This is a genomic window from Faecalicatena contorta (genome assembly GCF_003149105.1).
Taxonomy (GTDB): domain Bacteria; phylum Bacillota; class Clostridia; order Lachnospirales; family Lachnospiraceae; genus Muricomes; species Muricomes contortus_C.
Map to the genome: position 1 here is coordinate 26,147 of NZ_QGDS01000007.1, position 17,925 is coordinate 44,071.

Genomic DNA, 17,925 nt, shown 5'->3' on the forward strand with positions numbered 1-17,925 from the left:
AAGAGCTATTGGATGATAGCGGTATACCTTACAAATCCAATAGCAACAAATCAACATTGATTCAGTTATTAGAGGAAGGCTAGGGCTTTCCTCTTTTTGGAGGGAAGAACATGGCTGACTACTTAACCTATACTGAATTACAGAATATTGTAGGTGATAATACAGTATCACAGGACGATTACAACAAGCATATTAAAAAGGCTTCTGCAATCCTTGATAACATCACCGACAATTTCTACCAGTTCAATGACATCACGAAAGACTATAAGTTCCGAGTGGATAAATTCAAGGAGGCCCTGGCTTATCAGATAGTTTATTTCTCCGAACTTGGAGCAGAAACCTATGAAGGAATCAATAAGGCTCCCCAAACATTCTCTATAGGGCGTACAAGCGTTTCTAATGGCAGCCGCTATAATGCAGCCGGGGCGAACGAAACAAAGAGCCTAGTAGCAGAAGATGTATACATAGCACTGGAAGGAACAGGGCTGTTGTATAGAGGAATAAGGGGGTGTCCAGTATGGTGATACCCAAGCCGCCGATAGAGACACTTGTTGACGAAATGGTATATGAACAGATAACCGAAAAGGATGATTACCAGCGGCCTATGTACGCGGCCCCCGTCACTATTTCCAATGTGAGGATAGACAGAACTACAAAGTACAGCTACACATCAGGGGGCAGAGACATCCTGTACAATGCGGTAATATTTTGCTATTCCGGAATGACTACTCCGCTGCAGGATTTCATTACTGAATCACGTGTTACTTTTGACGGACAAGAACACATAATAACCAATGTCCTGAAAAACCATGAGCCTTACTCTGATGCGATATATTCTATAGAGTTGGAGGTGGTCTAATGGGTGTAAGTATAAAGGTTCATTTAGGCGGAGCATATAGGAAACTTGACGCAAAAGCCAGGATAAGGGGACAGTATGCAATGGCTAATCAAATGCTTGCTGACATGAATCAATTCGTGCCAAAGCTATCCAATACCTTGCGTACAACAGGCCGAATGTCCGGTAATGGAGATTCCCTGATATGGAATACCAAATACGCAAAAGCACAATTCTATGGAAAGAATGGGAAGGCGGTATTTAAAAATTACTCCACTCCTGGAACTGGAAAGAGATGGGATTTAAAAGCAAAGGGACAGTGCATGGATTCTTGGAAGAGGGCATATTTAAGGGGGATGGGGATTTGAATTTTATAGAAACAATTACAGATAAGATTAACTCAGACCTTTCACTGCCGGTTCGCATCAAAAAGGGCTATCTTGATACCGGGGAAAGCCTTGTGATGTACCCACTCCCAGGCGGTCAGAAAGTCCGGGAGTACATGGACGGGGCAAAGGATGTATCATTAAACTACGAAATTGCTATGAAGTCGCAAAACCCTGAATCGTTAGGGGATTCGCTTTGGCAGATTTCGGATTTCGTTGAGAACTTAGACAATTTAACAAGTGATGACTTCACTTTCAACTCAATCCAAATTACCAACAAGCCGTATATCACTGAAGCAGGTGAGCAGAACTGGCTTGTTTTTTTGTTGGATTTTGAAGCTAAAATAACAACGTATTAGGAGGTTAACAAACATATGAGACAGAAAAACGCCCTAAGAGGGCATTTTATTGGAGCAGTAAACGCTCAGACACCATCTACACCGCCTACCACATGGCTTGAATTGGCGAAGTGGATTTCAAATGTCGGGGATGAGACGGAAGAACAGACAGACGATACCGGATTCTATGATGGAGATGGAACGCCTGAAACATCTGTAGTAGGTGTTGCAGGTGCTTACAGCTTTGAGGGATTCTATGACCCGGAGGATCCGGCACAAGCTATGATTGCCGGAATGAAATATAAAACCGGGGATGACAGGAAGGTGTGGCACAAAGTTGTTTCTGCTGCAAACGATAAGCAGTGGGTAGGAATGGCAACCGTGACAGATATTATTGCAGGTGCTGGGGATGCAACCGAGTATGAGGACTTCTCCTGCACCATTACATACAACCAACTTCCTACGGAGAGTGAAGTAACGGGGGAGTAGTTGAGCCTGAACCGGAAGAAGAAACCGATTTGGGCGAGGAAGAGGAACCAACAGACAATGATTTAGGCGGAGAGGGATAACCTTTCCGCTTTACTTTTTAGGAGGAATTATGAGACCAATTAAAGTAAGGCCGACTGTTATTAATATCCCGTTTGTGGATGAGCAGGGAAATGAGTTGCTTGTCCTTTATTTCGACAGATCTGACGAGAATGTGAACAATTTCAAAAACATCATTCCTAAGTTGGAAGAGAAAATCAAGGAAATTGATGAGAACCCGGAATTTGACATTGATGAAAAAGAATTTATGACGGAACTTACAGACAGCTTCTTGGGCGCAGGTGCCTTTGAACAGATATGTTCTATCAACAATTCGGTATTTACTGCTTCTAAATATGTATTTCAGATAGCAATAGGTATCAAAGAAGAAATTGAAGAAGAGGACAAACGGGCAGTCTTTGATAAATACAAGTAGGTGGCACTATGGGATTGAAAATACAATATCCCCTTTTCGGAGAGAAACCGGAATGTACCTGTATAGATAGAATGTGCATAGGTGTTTATGAATACGAGGTATATGCGTCATTTGACAAGATACTACGTGTGTTTGACCTGCTGGACGATAAAAGTCTATCAGAAGCGATAAAGGCAGACATAGGCACTGAAATATTAGTGTTGGACGACCTTTCAAACTTAGACATTATCGAAAAAAGCAAGTTACTAAAAGAAATTATAGAACTCTATTCGGGTGCCAGTGAAGCAGAGCCAGAAGTAGACCTACAGGGTAATCCACTACCAAAAAGGGATGTTAAGGAAACATACCGTATTAATCATGATGGAGACTTGATATATGCGGCCTTTATGCAGACCTATGGAATAGATTTGTTTGAGCAACAAGGGAAATTACACTTCAAGAAATTTTCTGCTCTTTTGAAAGGGCTACCGGAAGATACTCAGTTTTCTAAGATATGCGGTATACGGGCATACAAGAAGCCTACCAAGAATGATACATATGAAAAAAACATGCTTAAGCTACAGGAAGTTTACAAGCTGCCTGAAAAAGAATAGAAAGGGGGTATAGTATGGCTGACGGCGAAATTAAAATAAAAGTTAGTGTTGATGGGAAAGACGTGGAAGCAACCGTTGAGGGAATGGACAAGATGCAAGGCTCCACAAAAAAAGCTACAGCTGGCATGAAAGAGTTTACAGCGGCTATGGTGGCTGTGAAAATTGGTGCTGCCGCATTAAGCGTTTTGAACGATGCGTTGTCTGACTCTATTAAGCGTTTTGATACCATAGAGCGTTATCCAAAGGTTATGGAATCCCTTGGGTACAGTACAGAAGTAAGTGCTGCCTCCATAGAAAAACTGTCAAGTGGAATTGAGGGACTACCAACTACTCTTGACAGCGTGGTTTCAAGCGTCCAGAAGATGACAACCATAACCGGAAATTTGAATAAAAGTACAGATGCAGTACTGGCACTTAATAACAGCTTTATGGCTAATGGTGCAAGTACCGCTGATGCAGAGCGCGGAATGGTCCAATACCTTCAAATGCTGTCCAAAGGGACGGTTGACATTGTTTCGTGGCGTACATTGCAGGAAACAATGGGCGTTGCACTAAGACGAACAGCGGAGGCTATGGGCTATCTAGGTAGCAATGGGGTTAATCAGTTGTATGCTGCATTGCAGAGCGGAAAAACAACATTCGCTGAGTTCCAGGACAACCTTATCAGTATTGCGACCGGGACTGGGGAAATTGCTCAATTAGCACAGGAAAACAGCAAAGGGATTGCAACCAGTTTCACTAATTTAAGAACTGCTGTAGTCAGGAATCTTGCTGATCTCGTGAAGGTCTTTGATGAAATGTCCCAGGAGATAACCGGAAAGAGCATTGCTGACAATATTAACTCTCTTAAAGGAGTAATTAATTCAGCGTTCGGTGCTATGAAGTCTGTTGTTCGCGGCAGCACTCCGGTATTCAAAACTTTTTCGGATGTTGTTAAGGGAACGGTTAAAGTGGTGAAAAGCTTGGCTCCTCAACTTATGGGAGTGGCGTCAGCTTACGCAGCCCTTAAAATTATATCTACAGTGAGTGGATTAATTACAAAATCCAATGCATTGATTAAGACAGCAAAAGCAACGCAGGAAGGACTCACGACCATCACATTGCTGCACACTTCGGCGATAGCAAAGGAAGCAGCAGCAAAAGGGGCTGACATTGCGGTAACGAAAGCACAAACATTAGTTCAAGCGGCACAAAACGGAACTATAGGAATTGGCACAGCGGCCATCGGTTTACTGACTGGTGCTCTCACTACGCATGAAGTAGTGACAATAGCAGCAACAGCAGCGACTAAAGCTCTTACCGCGGCTATCGGATTCCTCACCAGTCCCATTGGATTAGTTGTTTCAGCATTAGGTGTATTGGTAAGTGCTTTATCTTTGGGAAAAGAGCATTATAAAGAATTGTCTGACGTGAGTGGAACGTACACCGGGAGGCTAATAGAGCAGACGAGCAAGGCAACAGAAAAAATAAAGGAGAATACAGCCGCACAAAAGGCATCTCTTGAAGATATCGATAATTCTACACAAGCATACAAAGATTTGATAGACGAGTTGGAAGGACTGGCTCAATCAGAAAATAAGTCTGCCTCTGAAAAAGAAAGAATGGAAACCATCGTAAAATCTTTGAATAATTCCGTTGACGGGTTAGGTCTTGCTTATGACAAAGAGAACGACAATTTGTCAATCAGCTCTGGACTGCTGAAAGAGCGTGTTGAGCTGATGCAAGCAGCCCGAAAAGCGGAGGAAGGCAGAAAGAACGCAGTACAGAACGCAAAAGACTTAAATGTTGCGGAATCGGCGTTGAATGATTTATATGAACGGCGAAAAGTCATTGAAAAGGATATGAATGAGAATCAAAATCAAGTTATTAAGGGGTATGATGCGCGCCGTAAAATGATGGAGGACGAAGTTAAACACCAGGCAGAACTGGATTCTCTGAACATTAAAATAAAAGAAGAAGAGCAAAATTACGCAAATTTAAAGGAAACCGCAAACGCAACAAACGCTTCTATTGCAGAATCTCAGGCCATAGTTGACGCTGCCGTACAAAATGGAGTCACAAATCAAGTCATGTCATACGCGCTTCTTTCAGATTCCCAAAAAGAAGCTGTTGACTCAATGAACGCAAAGTGGCTGGAATACGAAGAACAGGCAACTAATATGTTTGATGTTCTGAGTGATAAGCAGGAAATGTCTGCACAAGATATGATAAATAACATGATAGAAAACCAGCGTGTTATGTCTGAATGGGCTGACAATATCTCGATACTTGCTGACAGGGGGGTAAATCAGGGATTACTTGATAAGCTGCGTGATGCAGGTCCTGAATCAGCTGGGTACGTGGCGGCTTTGGTTACCGCATCTGATGAACAATTGCAGCAGCTCAACACTGTATTTGAGAGTGGAGGCACTACGGCCACTGATTCTCTAAAAAAAGCGTTCGATTTTGAAGGTAGTGGAATACCTGAATCTATCACAGCACTTGTTACACAAACGCAAGAAAGTCTTAGAACGCAAATGTCAGCCGCTGATTTCGCAAGCTTAGGGTCAGATGTGGGTACTGGACTCTCACAGGGCATATCAAATAATACAGAAGCAGTAAGAGGTTCTAGTGAGGTTATGGGGGCCAATGTTTCAACAGGTGTAGCGGCGGGAATAGGAAATAACCAGATATTGGTTGAAGACTCAGTAACAAGACTTATAAACGGATCTATAAAAAGTCCAATACAGACTCAACTTGATATGCATTCTCCATCACGTGTAACCGAAGGATATGGGAAAAACATTGATGCAGGTCTTGGTAACGGAATATCTAATAACAAAGAACTGGTACTGTCTCAAATAAGGTCTCTGGTAGAAGATATGAAGAGTGCATTCAGGAATTCATATTCTGATTTTATGCAGATTGGTAGTTACCTAATGGATGGACTTGCAATAGGTATACGAAATAACGCGGATACGGCAGTGTCAGCAGCAGAGGCGGCAGCCAAAAGGGTTAAAGAAGCAACAGAAGGTTCCTACATCATAGGCTCCCCCTCCAAATGGATGAAGGACTGGGTCGCAAAATATATGATGATAGGACAGGCAAAAGGGCTTGAAAAATACGCAAACATACCCGTGAAAGCAATGGAGAAAGTTTCAGAAGCCATAAAGTTACCTGCAATTACAGCAGAGGCGGCGATAGGTAGTGGATTTCAAGCACAAATGTATTCTCCGCAAGTCGTGAACAAGTACAGCAATACGGGAAACGCTGAACTTGCGAGGGCTATATATAAACTCGCAAATCGGCCCATAACTACATCAATCGAAATAGGCGCACGAGAGGTTGTAAAAGCTACCGCCGTACCAATGCAAGAACAATTAACAAGGAATCAGACATTCAAAAATATGATGAACGGAGTGAGAACATGAGCCTTTCGGTAAAATTTAACGGAATAGAACTGAACCAATACATAGCTGTAACACAGGGCTTTACTCCGTTTATCGGGGCGAACTGGGACCCTGAACTTAACACATCAGCCGGGCTTGCGAGAGGGGCCGACTTCAAATATACTACACATAAAGAAAAGATAATCCCTATGCCTTTCCAAATGCGGTATGACTTGGAAGAGAAATACGATGAACTTGAGGGCATTTTAAATGTCAATGAACCAAAAGAATTGATATTCGGTAATATGCCGGGGAAAGTATTTTATGCCATACCTTCCGGTACGCTTGACTTTGAGGAGATAGTATTTCTTGGGAGCGGTGAAATCAACTGGATTGTCCCAGATGGGCTGGCTCACTCCACGGTAGAAAAAGTATTTCCTGCCTCCCTGAACAGTAATGGCATTATGGAGGCAACCATAGTCAATAACGGTACCGCAGAAGTACCAATAAGTTACCAAATCACCCACAACCATGAGAACGGCTATGTAGGAATTGTATCGGAGTATGGGGCTATGCAGTACGGATATGTGGATGAGCTGGATAAGGAGATACGGACCAAGTCGCAGGTGCTTGTTAACTATAGTAAAGCGTCTGACTTTAACGCTATGACCAATGGCGGCGGAATACTTACAGATAATTTCCCTACAAATGGAACCTGGGCCACGTACTATGATTACCTGGCACTGGGGGGAGTAGGTAGTGGAACGACATGGCATGGCGCAAGTAAGACAATGACTATACCAGCGGATTCCAGCGGGGCATCAGGAGCGCAAAACTTCCTGGCACAGGCGCGGGTATGGTTTGAAACCGGAACCGTAGCACAGACCGGAATATTGCAGTTTGTTGTCGGGGATGAAAACGGGAACCATCTGGCATCTATGCACATCATGAAGGACTCTACGACCAATAACACAGCAAGGGTTATTACGCAGGTGCAGCTAAAAGAAATAAACCGAATATACTATGAACCTAATTCGAAATCTGTTACCAATCAGGCTAATGGGTGGATTAGCATAACCAAAACAGGAGAATTATTTAACTTCTATTTCGGCGGGAAAACATATTCCGTAAGAGTCCCGGCCGCAGCAAGCCGAAAGGGATTGACACTTACTATATTTCTTGGCCAGTATGGCACCAGGGGAAGCGGTAGCCTTGTGCACCGGATGTATTTTAAAAATCTGGTATTCCAGAAGAACAACGTTAACTACTGGTACGACATCCCCAATAGATACCGGAATGGAAGCGTACTATACATAGATGGAGAAACCACAAAAGCATACGTGGACGGGATACCGAGCGAAGAGATAACGGGTAGTGATTACTTCCTTGCACCACCAGGAACAACCAAAGTACAGTTCTACTATTCGGACTTTTCCGCCCCGGCACCAACGATAGAAGCAAGGATAAGGGAGGCATATCTATAATGGACAACGTAAGAATAGCAATACTAAGCGCATGCGATAACGTGTGCGCTTATTTAGATAATCGTGCACCTAAAGCCCTGCACTACTATGACGATGAGCTGCACGAGTATTTGAAAGGCTCTGCCAACACATACACGTTTAAGGCCAACGCAAAGCATTCCGATTCTGAATATCTTGTAGAGGGAAATAAACTGGCATTCCGGTATAATGGCAGGGACTATTATTTTAATATCGTACAGGTAATAAAAAATGAGGTAGAAGTAGAAATTACAGCCTATTCCCTTAATTTTGAGTTGCTTAATGAGCAAAAGGATGCTTATGCAGCGGCCAACGCAATGACATTCGCGCAGTATATGGATACCTTCGATTTTGAAAAAGTAGTAACTCTGGGGATTAATGAGGTATCCAACAAGTCAATAAAAAGCGAGTGGACCGGGACGGACACTATGCTTGCAAGGCTCTATTCTCTGGCAACGGTGTTTGATGCGGAACTGGAATTTGTGCCACACCTAAATGATGATTACTCTCTTAATAAGATTGTAATGAATGTATATCAGGCGCACTCCGACACTGTGCAAGGCGTTGGAACTGACCGTACAGAGCTTGTACTAAGATATGGGAAGGATGTGTCGGGCATTACCAAAACAAGCGATATAACAGGCTTATACACAGCCATAAGGCCAATAGGCAGAGACGGTCTTACAGTTTCCAGCCTTAACAAAACGGAATATGACGCTGACGGGAACGTGGAATATAGTTCCCCATCCGGCAACCGTAATATCTACGCGGTACAGGCAAGAGACAGATTTCCGTCTAATACCACAGCCAATGTTAATGAGCGGTATATCGCGCAGGTGTGGAATTATGACACTGACAATGTAAACATGCTGTATGGGCAAGCCCTGGCAGAGCTTAGAAAGAATTGTGTGCCTCAAGTAAAGTACGAGGTTGACGGGTATTTTGACACTGGAATAGGAGATACGGTATCCATCGCAGATGAAGAATGGAACCCTCCATTATACCTACAAGCGAGGGTAACAGAGCAGATACGGAGTTTCACAAATCCTGCACTAAACAATACTACTTTTGACAACTTTAAGGAGTTGCAAAGCCAGATTGATCCGTCATTATTGGCAGCAATGAACGCTCTTATAGAAGCCAATAAGACGTATACCTGTACCATATTGACCAACAACGGGATTGTATTTAAAAACGGCGAAGGAAGCACGACACTTACCGCATCTGTTATGGATGTCGGCAAAGACATGACGGATAGCCTTACAATCCGCTGGTCGAAGGATGGAACGAGTCTCTCCACAGGAAAATCCATTACTGTCAATGCTTCTGACATTTCTGGTAAGGCGGTATACAGTTACGAGGCTGCTGATGCAGGCGGCACTGTCCGGGGAGTCTACGAAGTTACTGTTGTGAATGTAGTTGACGGACAAACAGGAGCTGACGGAAAGACGCAGTACCTGCACATAAAATATTCGGATGATGGGGGACAGACATTTACTGCCAACCAGGGCGAGACTCCCGGAAAGTGGATGGGGTACTACATAGACTTCACGGAGGCAGATTCTAACAACCCGGATATGTATAGCTGGGTTAAAGTGGAGGGTCCAACGGGCGATAAGGGCGACAAAGGAGAAAAGGGGGATGCAGGTAATCCGGCAACAGCATACTCCATGCTGGTAGATGCATACGCAATCGTAAAAGATTCTAACGGCGCATACACACCAGCCACCATAACTCTTACTGGACAATCTCAAACTGGCGAAAATCCTCTTGTATCTTATGCTGGGCGATTTAGAATCCAAGAGACAACGGATATGTCTACCTGGACAACAAAGTACACTTCCAGCGCAAATGAGAGCACCAAGACATACACTCCATCGGCTGGGATAAAAGCCTTAAGTTGCTCTATGTATCTGGCCGGAGGCACAACAACCCTGTTAGACAGGCAGATTATACCGATAGTGACAGATGGCAGGGACGGGGAAGACGGAGCACCAGGGAAAGGAATTACGAGTACAGTAATAACTTATCAAGCGTCTTCCAGCGGGACAACCGTACCTACTGGGACATGGACAACAACCATTCCCAGTGTGGCAGCTAACCAATACTTATGGACACGTACAATAATTACATACACGGATAATTCCACCAGCACAGCATATTCCATTGGGAAAATGGGAGCCAATGGCCAGAGTGGTGTTGGAATCACTTCGGCCACAGAAAAATACGCGGTTTCCAGCTCTAACACAACCGCACCTACAACTTGGCAGGACACAGTCCCGACCATGACCGCAACCAATAAGTATCTGTGGAATTATGAGATAACCACTTATTCAGACGGCTCTACGCAAGAATCACAAAAACGTGTTATCGGAGTTTATGGGGATACTGGAAACACTGGTGGCACGGGAGCGGATGGCAAAGGAATAAGCACTATAACTAATTACTATCTGGCATCGGCATCGTCCAGCGGCGTGACTACCGGGACAAGTGGATGGACAACAACCATGCAGACTACCACCACAACCAATAGATATCTGTGGAACTATGAAGTAATCAAATATACAGACAATAGCACACAGACTACCACTCCCGTTATTATCGGGACACATGGTGCAACTGGCAATACGGGGGCTGCTGGAAAAGGTGTATCCAGTACAGTTGTAACCTATCAGGCATCGACAAGTGGAACAACAGTGCCTACCGGGACATGGTCCGGTAGCATTCCGACTGTAGCAGCAGACCAGTATCTATGGACCAGGACAGTAATTACTTATACAGACAGTACCACGAGTACATCTTATTCTATCGGTAAGATGGGGGCCAATGGCACTAACGGGAGTAACGGAGCAGACGCTTATACGGTGGTCTTAAGTAACGAATCCCACACATTTGTAGGAGGAACAACCGCAGCACTTGCTGGCAGTGCGGTTTGCAAGGTTATTGCTTACAAGGGCAGCACGCAGGTAGCAGCAACTATCGGCACAATCTCCGGGATGCCAACAGGAATGACCGCAAGTATCCAAAATAATGGGACTGTTAATGCACAATTTACAGTGACGGTAACAACAGCAATGGTGACTAAAAACGGTATGTTGACAATTCCTATAACGGTAGACGGTAAGAGCTTCTATAAGAACTTTTCCTTTGCCCTAGCACTTAAGGGAGATACCGGGCCGGAAGGACCGCAAGGGGACCCAATGGGCATCCTTGAACTGGCAACCGAACCACCGACAAAATACACAGGAATGTTATGGAAACATACAGGGACAGTGGCTGGACTGATTAAGAATGCTACTTACCGTTGGAACGGCTCATCATGGGGGTTGTTTAAGTTCCGGGCGGATAATATAGAGGCAGATAGTTTTACAGGATATGAGTTTAACGGTTCTATCTTCAAAAGTGCATTTGAAGAACCCGCGCCGACAACGTGGGACGGCAATCCTTATGGTAAATACATTGGTGACATCCGTCTTGATGGTAGCGAACTTATATTAAGTTACACCGAGTATACTAGCAGTAACGGTACAACATGGTCTCCATCCGTAAATTACACCGATAAAATCGGTCCTGGCATAATAGAAAAAGTAATTATGAATGCGACTACTGGAACGAAAATAGCCGGCTATGAGTTTACTGGTAATGATTTGGTTTTTTACCCAGATAATGGAATACGCCAACAAATGTATGAACTAAATAGGAAATTAGTACTGACCGACAATCTTTCCGGTATCGAAGCTGGGTACGATGGCGATTCTGCTTTCTTCCTGGATTGGAAAATAGTTAATGGTCACACAGCTCGGCTAATTGTAAGGAATACCGGGATAACCTATGCTTACCACAACGGCACAAATTGGACAACAATCTGGTCAAAATAATTATTTTATATGTACGCTTCACTGATTACAAGCCAAATTCCAGATGCAATAGTACCATTTGCTCTGCTTAATATAACCTCACCATTAACCCTTATTTCAAGATAGGCTGACACATTTTCCCGTAAAACGACCCATTTTGTTATGTTTGTTATAGGTCGAAATTCATGGGGAAGGGTTCCATAATTCAGCACATGTGCAGAGGTTATTCCCTTATCATTTGATATTGTAAGCATTTTAGCGTTTCCCAATTTTTTAACATTAACACTATAATAAGTGTTTAGTTCGTGCGAGGAATTCCTATTTAGTGAAGAAAGGAAAATTTAAAATGAAATCCAGAGACGGGCCGAAAGGTCTTATTTTTTATTTCTAAATTATGAAAGAGAGGTAAAAGAAATATGCCAGATACTGTACTGGTGGCTATCCTATCCCTGATGGGTACTCTGGCCGGAAGTTTCGGCGGTAGCCAAATAATAAAATACAGAATAGAACAGTTGGAAAAGAAAGTAGAGAAACACAACAACGTTATGGAACGAACCTTTATTTTAGAGGAAAAAATAAAAGTTGCAAACCACAGAATAGAAGATTTGGAAAAGGAGAAATAGTATGGATTTAACATTTTTAACGAACTATATTAACCCATTGATTTTAGGTATATGCTTAATGGTGGGTTATGGAATAAAAACCGCCATCCCAAAGATTCCAAATAGGTACATACCACTATCCGCGCTTGTCCTGGGAGTGTTTATAGCAGTCTTGATAAATTACCCCGGCATAAATGCAGAGGTAATCTTGGGCGGTATGATTAGTGGACTCGCAAGTACCGGCCTGTATGAGATGCTACGGAACTTATTAAATAAAGATGGCAAAAAGGAGATAGGGGGCGAGTAATCGCTCTCTTTTCGTTGCGACGTCGCAACAGGAAGGAGTTATATGAAAATAGGATTAAGAGGCGGACATTCCCCTAACTGCAAGGGCGCAATGGGGATTCTGGACGAACAGGCAGAAGTGAGAAAGATATACAATGAAATGGTCCCCATGCTGCAAGCGGCAGGACATACCGTAATCAATTGCAACTCAGATTCATCCACTGTCAACGGGGAGCTGTCAGAGGGTACTAACAAAGCCAATGCCAACAATTGCGATATCTATGTAACCATACACATGAATGCATCTAACGGAAATGGTAGGGGTACAGAGGTATTTCTCTACAACAACGAAAATTTAATGATGAACCAAAGGGCAGGGAATATATGTAATAAGTTTGCACAGGCGGGCTTTCCGAACCGCGGTGTAAAATTTAATACTGGTTATCATGACCTGAATGCCTCCCGGATGCCCGCAATGATTGTTGAGACCATCTTCTGTGATAATCAGCATGATGCTGACCTGTATCGTAAGATGGGGGCGAAGGGAATAGCTGAGCTGATTGTAAATGGAATTACCGGGAAAAGCGCGGAAAGTATCAAACCGACAAGTCAGGCAGCGGAAACACCATCACAGAACCCCGGGAAATCAACGAATAACTTTGGATTGTGGTATCGTGCACACGTGGAAAAGCTGGGCTGGCTCCCGGCGGTACATGACGGACAAGTAGCCGGAACCACAGGACATGGACTTAGGCTTGAAGCTCTTAAAATAGATACAAGGAAGTTACCTGGTGTAAAGATTAAGGCTTCTGCACACATCCAGAGCAAGGGGACCGTAGACTATGGATACATAACCCATGAGACAGTTATCGGCACCACAGGGCAGAAGAAGCGGTTAGAAGCTATTATGCTGGACGTGGAAGGGCTGGAAGGCAAGAAGCTATACGTCCAGATGCATTTCCATAAGGACGGCTGGGGCAATGCTGTAGCTGGCGGTGATGGCGGTAGCTTTGGGATATCGAAAGAGACACAGGCTGTTAAGATGTGGATAGCATAGAAAGAGGCCCGGAATCTGGTGAGGGCTCCGGGCTTAATGTTGTCATTTGTTTAATTTTGCATACCATTCTAAAAACTCACCGAATATCCTTTCCTCAGCCTGCTTTCGAACTCCGGCTGCTTCCCTGAGGGTATCGTAATAGCCTAAATTGTATAATTTCCCCTTAAACTGTATATATGCATGGTACTTGCTTACGTTCTTTGCGTAACTTACACCCCTTACCCCAGAAGTGTTTGCTGTGGAAATCTTCTTGCTGGCAATCGCGGATATGTTGGTTCCCTCGACCAGGCCCAAACTCTCTCTTATGCGTCCTGCTGGGTTTCCGCGCTCCCGACAACCGCAAGACCGAGTGTATCCGTTAAGAAGGGAATTTTGTACAACCGTATGATTTTTATTTCCGCAGTCGCAGTCGCATCGCCATATGGTACGGGAACCTGTTCCAGACACTTTATCCTTAACTAACAGGTGACCAAACATGCGTCCCTTTAGGTCTACATTTTGCCTGTGTGATATTTCCTTTGCCTTTTTTACTTTATGGCACCCGCAACTAATAACGTTTGGGTCATTGACAGTGGAAGCATGCATCCATCTTTCGTTCTCGCAGAGCAAGCATCTTATAAAATAATAAGTGCGACCATTTTCTCGCTTGGCATCAAGAATCTTGAAGTTTCTTATTGTTGTACCGATTTTTTCTTTTGCCCTAAAACGAGCCATCCTATCACCTCTCTTCGATAATCTTAAGCTTTATGTTTCAATGTTGTTTAACACCGTTATTCTTTCTATAACTAACTCCTGTATCTTAATTGCATCCTCTTCCGTATCCACCCAATTATCTGTTAAATAGGTCAAGTATCCATCACCTTCCGCATTCGATAGATAAAATTCCAATGGAGTACTATAATCCTTAATATAATCATCGTGGCTGCTTTCGCTCATCTCGATGTCAGCGAGGAAATCAGCTAAACCTTGAAAGGTTTCCTGTTTAAGTGGCTCTGTATCTATAATATCTTCTATGTCGCATCTTAACGCCAGTGTGAGTCTATACACAGCATCTCCGGCCAGTTTGTTTAGGTCTTTTCGACCACCCTCTATTCCTTGTATGTGTTTGGTGGAAATGCCTGTTATTTTGGATAGTTCGGACTGGCTATATCCAGTCCTTTTTCTTAATTCCTGCAATCTGTTCATAATTAATCCTCCTGATTTTTATTTAAGCTATGTCTACGAAGTTACCTTTCTTATTCCTGTAGTTGCTCCAGCTACGAACATTGTAATATGCTCTTACTTTTCCGTGTCCTTCCCACATGTTCCATTTTATTTCATCACTGTCTACGCGCTCAATTATAGATAAGCGAGTTTCTTCCGCTGCCATCTTCTCAGCCTTTTCCAAAGAAATTTCAAACTTTTCCGCTAAAGCGATTGCTCGTTTTGCTTCTGCCCAGGCGATTTTAAGACATTCGCTAAACAGAGCGATTTCTATTTCCTTATGTCCGTTAATGCGGAGGCTTCTGTTTCTGTTGTAAGTTCTGCAATCATCATCGTTTTTGATTTCCCATGCTCTTCTCATAACCTTTTTAACATCATACTTTTTCATTTTTACTTCCTCCGTTCACCTGTTCTTTAACTGTCTTTATTATACTCCCGTAGGAGTATAATGTAAATAGATAAATGAAAAGTTTTCAGGAAATAATCAAAATCTCTAACATTTTTGGATAAAGAGGAAATAACTACCTGTTGTAAAAGAACACTCGTTCGATTATATTTATATCAAAAGGAGGGATGACTTTGGACAGCAGAATTATATATCATATAGATGTAAACAGCGCATTTCTATCTTGGGAAAGCGCGTACCGTATACACCACTTAGGCGGAAAGCTGGACTTAAGGACAATTCCTTCCGCTATCGGCGGGGATGTCGCTATGAGGCATGGAATTATTTTGGCTAAGAGCATCCCTGCTAAACCGTATGGTATCAAGACCGGAATGACTATTGTAGAAGCCAGACAAAAATGTCCCAAGCTATATTTAGCACCTCCAAATTACTCATTATATCAACGATGTTCCAATGCTTTTATTGATATTCTACGGGAATATACACCAGATGTCGAAATCTATTCTATCGATGAGGCATACCTTGATATGACATCTACAATTCATCTGTATGGAAAACCTGTGGAGGTAGCCTATCGGATTAAGGACAGGATACGTGAAGAATTAGGCTTTACTGTTAATGTTGGGATTTCATCAAATAAGCTTCTGGCGAAGATGTCCTCTGAATTCCGAAAACCAGATTTAGTGCATACACTGTTCCCGGAGGAGATAGAGACTAAAATGTGGCCGTTACCAGTTTCGGAGCTGTTTTTTTGTGGACGCGCGACAACTAAAAAACTTTTAAATATGGGAATTAATACAATTTCTGATTTGGCACATACTGATATAGAGTTACTAAAAAGTCATTTGAAAAAACAAGGGGAAATTATGTGGGCTTTTGCGAATGGCCTTGACTTTTCAGCGGTTGTGGCGGAAGTTCCAGCGCAGAAAGGATACGGAAATTCCACAACGACTCCTTTCGATGTATCAGATATTGAAACAGCCCGAAAAGTATTATTGGGATTGTGCGAAACGGTAGCGGCCCGACTACGGAAGGATAATTTTCATGCACAAGTTATTTCTGTAGGGATAAAAAGCTTTGATTTAAGATACGCAAGCCATCAGATGCATTTGAATAATCCTACAAACATTACTATCGAGCTGTATCATTATTCTTGTAAATTATTTGAGGAGTTATGGGATAATAAAACGCCAATAAGGCATTTGGGAGTACACACAAGTGTATTATCGTTTGGTGAATCTCCGCGTCAAATGGATTTCTTCGATATGACGGACTATGTGCGTCTTGAAACATTAGATAAAACAGTAGATACTATTAGACTTCGATACGGTAATGATTCAGTGAAGCGGGCCGTATTTATCCATCCATACAGCACTAAGCACAGATTAATAGACCACATGGAAGGTGGAGTTTCGAGGGAAAAACGTAGTATAGATTATTCCAAACTTAAGGTTGTATAAAGAGAGAAGGTGAGAAACATGGGAATGGGCATTGGTATCAATGATACAGCCCCAGATGAAGGCAAAATAAAAGGAAAACAAGAATCTGTAGCCTGCAGTGTGTGGTTTACAAGCAATGGAAAGATTATGCCGAAGATGATGAAATATCAGGAATCAGATGGGGAAGTCGTTACCATATACCCTATTCATGTGATTACATCAGCCAAGAAAAACTATTGTGGAATACCAACTATAGAATTTGAATGTGAGTCGACAATGGGAAGATATTCAGCAAGATTTCGGTTATACTACTATATAGAAAAGCAAGAGTGGAAAGTAATATGGCAATATTAATATTGAGGAGGTAAGTGGCATGTGTGGACGTTATTATGTGGACGAGGAAACAGCTAAAGAAATTGAACGGATAATACGAAACCTTGATAAGCGCTTAAAGGAAACCCCGAAGTATGGGGAGATATACCCAACAAATAATGTTATGGTACTGCAGGGGGGAAATGATAATACTATATTAAGCGATATGATCTGGGGATTCCCACAGTATCAGGGTAAGGGTGTTATTTTTAATGCGCGCTCTGAAACGGCATTGGAAAAACGGACCTTTGCGAGCAGTACCAAACAACGCCGCTGCATCATTCCGGCGCGCGGTTTTTATGAGTGGGACAAGAGCAAAAACAAAATATCTTTTGAGCGTCCTGACAGACATATCATGCTATTTGCGGGGATATGGAACACTTACGGCTTGGATAATCGGGTTGCTATCTTAACCACAGAAGCCAATGAATCTATGGAAAGAGTTCATGACAGGATGCCTCTGATTATGGAGCAGAATGAAATAGACACCTGGTTATATGATGATAATAGTGTAGAGTTTTTGCTGCATAAGCGGCCTGGAGAATTGCGTATTGCATCAGGAGGCGTACAGCAGACGCTCGACTTGCAATAGCCCGATTGCCGATAGATTTCGGGCTATTTTAATTTCTACAATTTGTGACTTGACAAAAATATAATAGCAAATAATGATAATTCAGTGTATAATAACTATATAATAGAAATGCAAAATTAAATTAGCGCT

General features: G+C 42.8%; 20 protein-coding genes. 16 read left to right on the plus strand and 4 right to left on the minus strand.

All coding sequences use genetic code 11. The annotated features are described in order from the left end of the window. The first annotated feature begins 110 nt into the window (after positions 1-110). From A8805_RS12485 to A8805_RS12530, 10 genes are all read left to right on the plus strand, one after another. Positions 111-524 (plus strand): hypothetical protein, encoded by a 414-nt coding sequence (locus A8805_RS12485; RefSeq protein WP_109711630.1) that lies wholly within the window; start codon positions 111-113, stop codon positions 522-524. Beyond that, on the plus strand, positions 518-859 hold the full coding sequence (locus A8805_RS12490; RefSeq protein ID WP_109711632.1) for a putative minor capsid protein: 342 nt from the start codon (positions 518-520) through the stop codon (positions 857-859). Before A8805_RS12485 ends, A8805_RS12490 begins: the two co-directional genes overlap by 7 nt. Next, on the plus strand, positions 859-1,203 hold the full coding sequence (locus A8805_RS12495; protein ID WP_109711634.1) for a minor capsid protein: 345 nt from the start codon (positions 859-861) through the stop codon (positions 1,201-1,203). Before A8805_RS12490 ends, A8805_RS12495 begins: the two co-directional genes overlap by 1 nt. Further along, on the plus strand, positions 1,200-1,580 hold the full coding sequence (locus A8805_RS12500) for a phage tail terminator protein (protein ID WP_109711636.1): 381 nt from the start codon (positions 1,200-1,202) through the stop codon (positions 1,578-1,580). The genes A8805_RS12495 and A8805_RS12500 overlap by 4 nt, the downstream gene beginning before the upstream one ends. Before the next feature lie 15 nt (positions 1,581-1,595). Then, positions 1,596-2,048, plus strand: a complete 453-nt coding sequence (locus A8805_RS12505) for a phage tail tube protein (protein WP_109711638.1) — start codon at positions 1,596-1,598, stop codon at positions 2,046-2,048. Positions 2,049-2,157: 109 nt separating this feature from the next. Beyond that, on the plus strand, positions 2,158-2,520 hold the full coding sequence (locus A8805_RS12510; RefSeq protein WP_109711640.1) for a hypothetical protein: 363 nt from the start codon (positions 2,158-2,160) through the stop codon (positions 2,518-2,520). An 8-nt stretch (positions 2,521-2,528) separates the two neighbouring features. After that, entirely contained in the window at positions 2,529-3,113 is a 585-nt protein-coding gene (locus tag A8805_RS12515) for a Gp15 family bacteriophage protein (protein WP_109711642.1), read from the plus strand. A gap of 14 nt (positions 3,114-3,127) precedes the next feature. Continuing rightward, a complete protein-coding gene (locus A8805_RS12520) occupies positions 3,128-6,523 on the plus strand; it encodes a tape measure protein (RefSeq protein WP_109711644.1) in 3,396 nt (1,131 codons plus the stop codon). Then, positions 6,520-7,965, plus strand: a complete 1,446-nt coding sequence (locus A8805_RS12525; RefSeq protein WP_109711646.1) for a distal tail protein Dit — start codon at positions 6,520-6,522, stop codon at positions 7,963-7,965. Before A8805_RS12520 ends, A8805_RS12525 begins: the two co-directional genes overlap by 4 nt. Next, the gene (locus A8805_RS12530; RefSeq protein WP_109711648.1) at positions 7,965-11,861 is read left to right on the plus strand and encodes a phage tail spike protein; all 3,897 of its coding nucleotides are present in this window, start codon (positions 7,965-7,967) and stop codon (positions 11,859-11,861) included. Before A8805_RS12525 ends, A8805_RS12530 begins: the two co-directional genes overlap by 1 nt. A 5-nt stretch (positions 11,862-11,866) precedes the next feature. Here A8805_RS12530 and A8805_RS12535 read toward each other — a convergent pair whose 3' ends face one another. Then, the gene (locus A8805_RS12535; RefSeq protein ID WP_109711650.1) at positions 11,867-12,094 is read right to left on the minus strand and encodes a hypothetical protein; all 228 of its coding nucleotides are present in this window, start codon (positions 12,092-12,094) and stop codon (positions 11,867-11,869) included. Positions 12,095-12,256: 162 nt separating this feature from the next. Between A8805_RS12535 and A8805_RS12540 the strand changes: the two genes are divergently transcribed. Genes A8805_RS12540 through A8805_RS12550 form a run of 3 tightly spaced genes read left to right on the plus strand, consistent with a single transcriptional unit; the run spans position 12,257 to position 13,784 of the window. Next, positions 12,257-12,463, plus strand: a complete 207-nt coding sequence (locus A8805_RS12540) for a hypothetical protein (RefSeq protein ID WP_109711652.1) — start codon at positions 12,257-12,259, stop codon at positions 12,461-12,463. A 1-nt stretch (position 12,464) separates the two neighbouring features. Further along, complete coding sequence (locus A8805_RS12545; protein WP_109711654.1) at positions 12,465-12,749, plus strand: phage holin family protein; 285 nt, start codon at positions 12,465-12,467, stop codon at positions 12,747-12,749. Positions 12,750-12,791: 42 nt separating this feature from the next. Further along, positions 12,792-13,784, plus strand: a complete 993-nt coding sequence (locus A8805_RS12550) for an N-acetylmuramoyl-L-alanine amidase (RefSeq protein WP_109711656.1) — start codon at positions 12,792-12,794, stop codon at positions 13,782-13,784. Positions 13,785-13,826: 42 nt separating this feature from the next. Here A8805_RS12550 and A8805_RS12555 read toward each other — a convergent pair whose 3' ends face one another. Genes A8805_RS12555 through A8805_RS12565 form a run of 3 tightly spaced genes read right to left on the minus strand, consistent with a single transcriptional unit; the run spans position 13,827 to position 15,375 of the window. Next, on the minus strand, positions 13,827-14,498 hold the full coding sequence (locus A8805_RS12555; protein ID WP_109711658.1) for a hypothetical protein: 672 nt from the start codon (positions 14,496-14,498) through the stop codon (positions 13,827-13,829). A 30-nt stretch (positions 14,499-14,528) separates the two neighbouring features. Further along, a complete protein-coding gene (locus tag A8805_RS12560; RefSeq protein WP_109711660.1) occupies positions 14,529-14,969 on the minus strand; it encodes a helix-turn-helix transcriptional regulator in 441 nt (146 codons plus the stop codon). Positions 14,970-14,991: 22 nt separating this feature from the next. After that, positions 14,992-15,375, minus strand: a complete 384-nt coding sequence (locus A8805_RS12565) for a hypothetical protein (protein WP_109711662.1) — start codon at positions 15,373-15,375, stop codon at positions 14,992-14,994. Positions 15,376-15,560: 185 nt separating this feature from the next. On the opposite strand from A8805_RS12565, the gene A8805_RS12570 reads away from it, so the two are divergent. From A8805_RS12570 to A8805_RS12580, 3 genes are read left to right on the plus strand one after another with little or no spacing between them, the layout of a single operon-like run. Next, positions 15,561-16,853, plus strand: a complete 1,293-nt coding sequence (locus tag A8805_RS12570; RefSeq protein WP_109711664.1) for a DNA polymerase Y family protein — start codon at positions 15,561-15,563, stop codon at positions 16,851-16,853. An 18-nt stretch (positions 16,854-16,871) separates the two neighbouring features. Beyond that, positions 16,872-17,186 (plus strand): hypothetical protein, encoded by a 315-nt coding sequence (locus tag A8805_RS12575; protein ID WP_109711666.1) that lies wholly within the window; start codon positions 16,872-16,874, stop codon positions 17,184-17,186. Positions 17,187-17,205: 19 nt separating this feature from the next. Further along, positions 17,206-17,796: an SOS response-associated peptidase gene (locus tag A8805_RS12580; RefSeq protein ID WP_109711668.1), complete on the plus strand. Its 591-nt coding sequence runs from the start codon at positions 17,206-17,208 to the stop codon at positions 17,794-17,796. Positions 17,797-17,925 lie beyond the last annotated feature (129 nt).

Coding starts and splice junctions, on each gene's coding strand:
- A8805_RS12485 (WP_109711630.1), top strand. CDS start 111: ATGGCTGACTACTTAACCTATACTGAATTACAGAATATTGTAGGTGAT.
- A8805_RS12490 (WP_109711632.1), top strand. CDS start 518: ATGGTGATACCCAAGCCGCCGATAGAGACACTTGTTGACGAAATGGTA.
- A8805_RS12495 (WP_109711634.1), top strand. CDS start 859: ATGGGTGTAAGTATAAAGGTTCATTTAGGCGGAGCATATAGGAAACTT.
- A8805_RS12505 (WP_109711638.1), top strand. CDS start 1,596: ATGAGACAGAAAAACGCCCTAAGAGGGCATTTTATTGGAGCAGTAAAC.
- A8805_RS12510 (WP_109711640.1), top strand. CDS start 2,158: ATGAGACCAATTAAAGTAAGGCCGACTGTTATTAATATCCCGTTTGTG.
- A8805_RS12515 (WP_109711642.1), top strand. CDS start 2,529: ATGGGATTGAAAATACAATATCCCCTTTTCGGAGAGAAACCGGAATGT.
- A8805_RS12520 (WP_109711644.1), top strand. CDS start 3,128: ATGGCTGACGGCGAAATTAAAATAAAAGTTAGTGTTGATGGGAAAGAC.
- A8805_RS12525 (WP_109711646.1), top strand. CDS start 6,520: ATGAGCCTTTCGGTAAAATTTAACGGAATAGAACTGAACCAATACATA.
- A8805_RS12530 (WP_109711648.1), top strand. CDS start 7,965: ATGGACAACGTAAGAATAGCAATACTAAGCGCATGCGATAACGTGTGC.
- A8805_RS12535 (WP_109711650.1), bottom strand. CDS start 12,094: ATGCTTACAATATCAAATGATAAGGGAATAACCTCTGCACATGTGCTG.
- A8805_RS12540 (WP_109711652.1), top strand. CDS start 12,257: ATGCCAGATACTGTACTGGTGGCTATCCTATCCCTGATGGGTACTCTG.
- A8805_RS12545 (WP_109711654.1), top strand. CDS start 12,465: ATGGATTTAACATTTTTAACGAACTATATTAACCCATTGATTTTAGGT.
- A8805_RS12550 (WP_109711656.1), top strand. CDS start 12,792: ATGAAAATAGGATTAAGAGGCGGACATTCCCCTAACTGCAAGGGCGCA.
- A8805_RS12555 (WP_109711658.1), bottom strand. CDS start 14,498: ATGGCTCGTTTTAGGGCAAAAGAAAAAATCGGTACAACAATAAGAAAC.
- A8805_RS12560 (WP_109711660.1), bottom strand. CDS start 14,969: ATGAACAGATTGCAGGAATTAAGAAAAAGGACTGGATATAGCCAGTCC.
- A8805_RS12565 (WP_109711662.1), bottom strand. CDS start 15,375: ATGAAAAAGTATGATGTTAAAAAGGTTATGAGAAGAGCATGGGAAATC.
- A8805_RS12570 (WP_109711664.1), top strand. CDS start 15,561: ATGACTTTGGACAGCAGAATTATATATCATATAGATGTAAACAGCGCA.
- A8805_RS12575 (WP_109711666.1), top strand. CDS start 16,872: ATGGGAATGGGCATTGGTATCAATGATACAGCCCCAGATGAAGGCAAA.
- A8805_RS12580 (WP_109711668.1), top strand. CDS start 17,206: ATGTGTGGACGTTATTATGTGGACGAGGAAACAGCTAAAGAAATTGAA.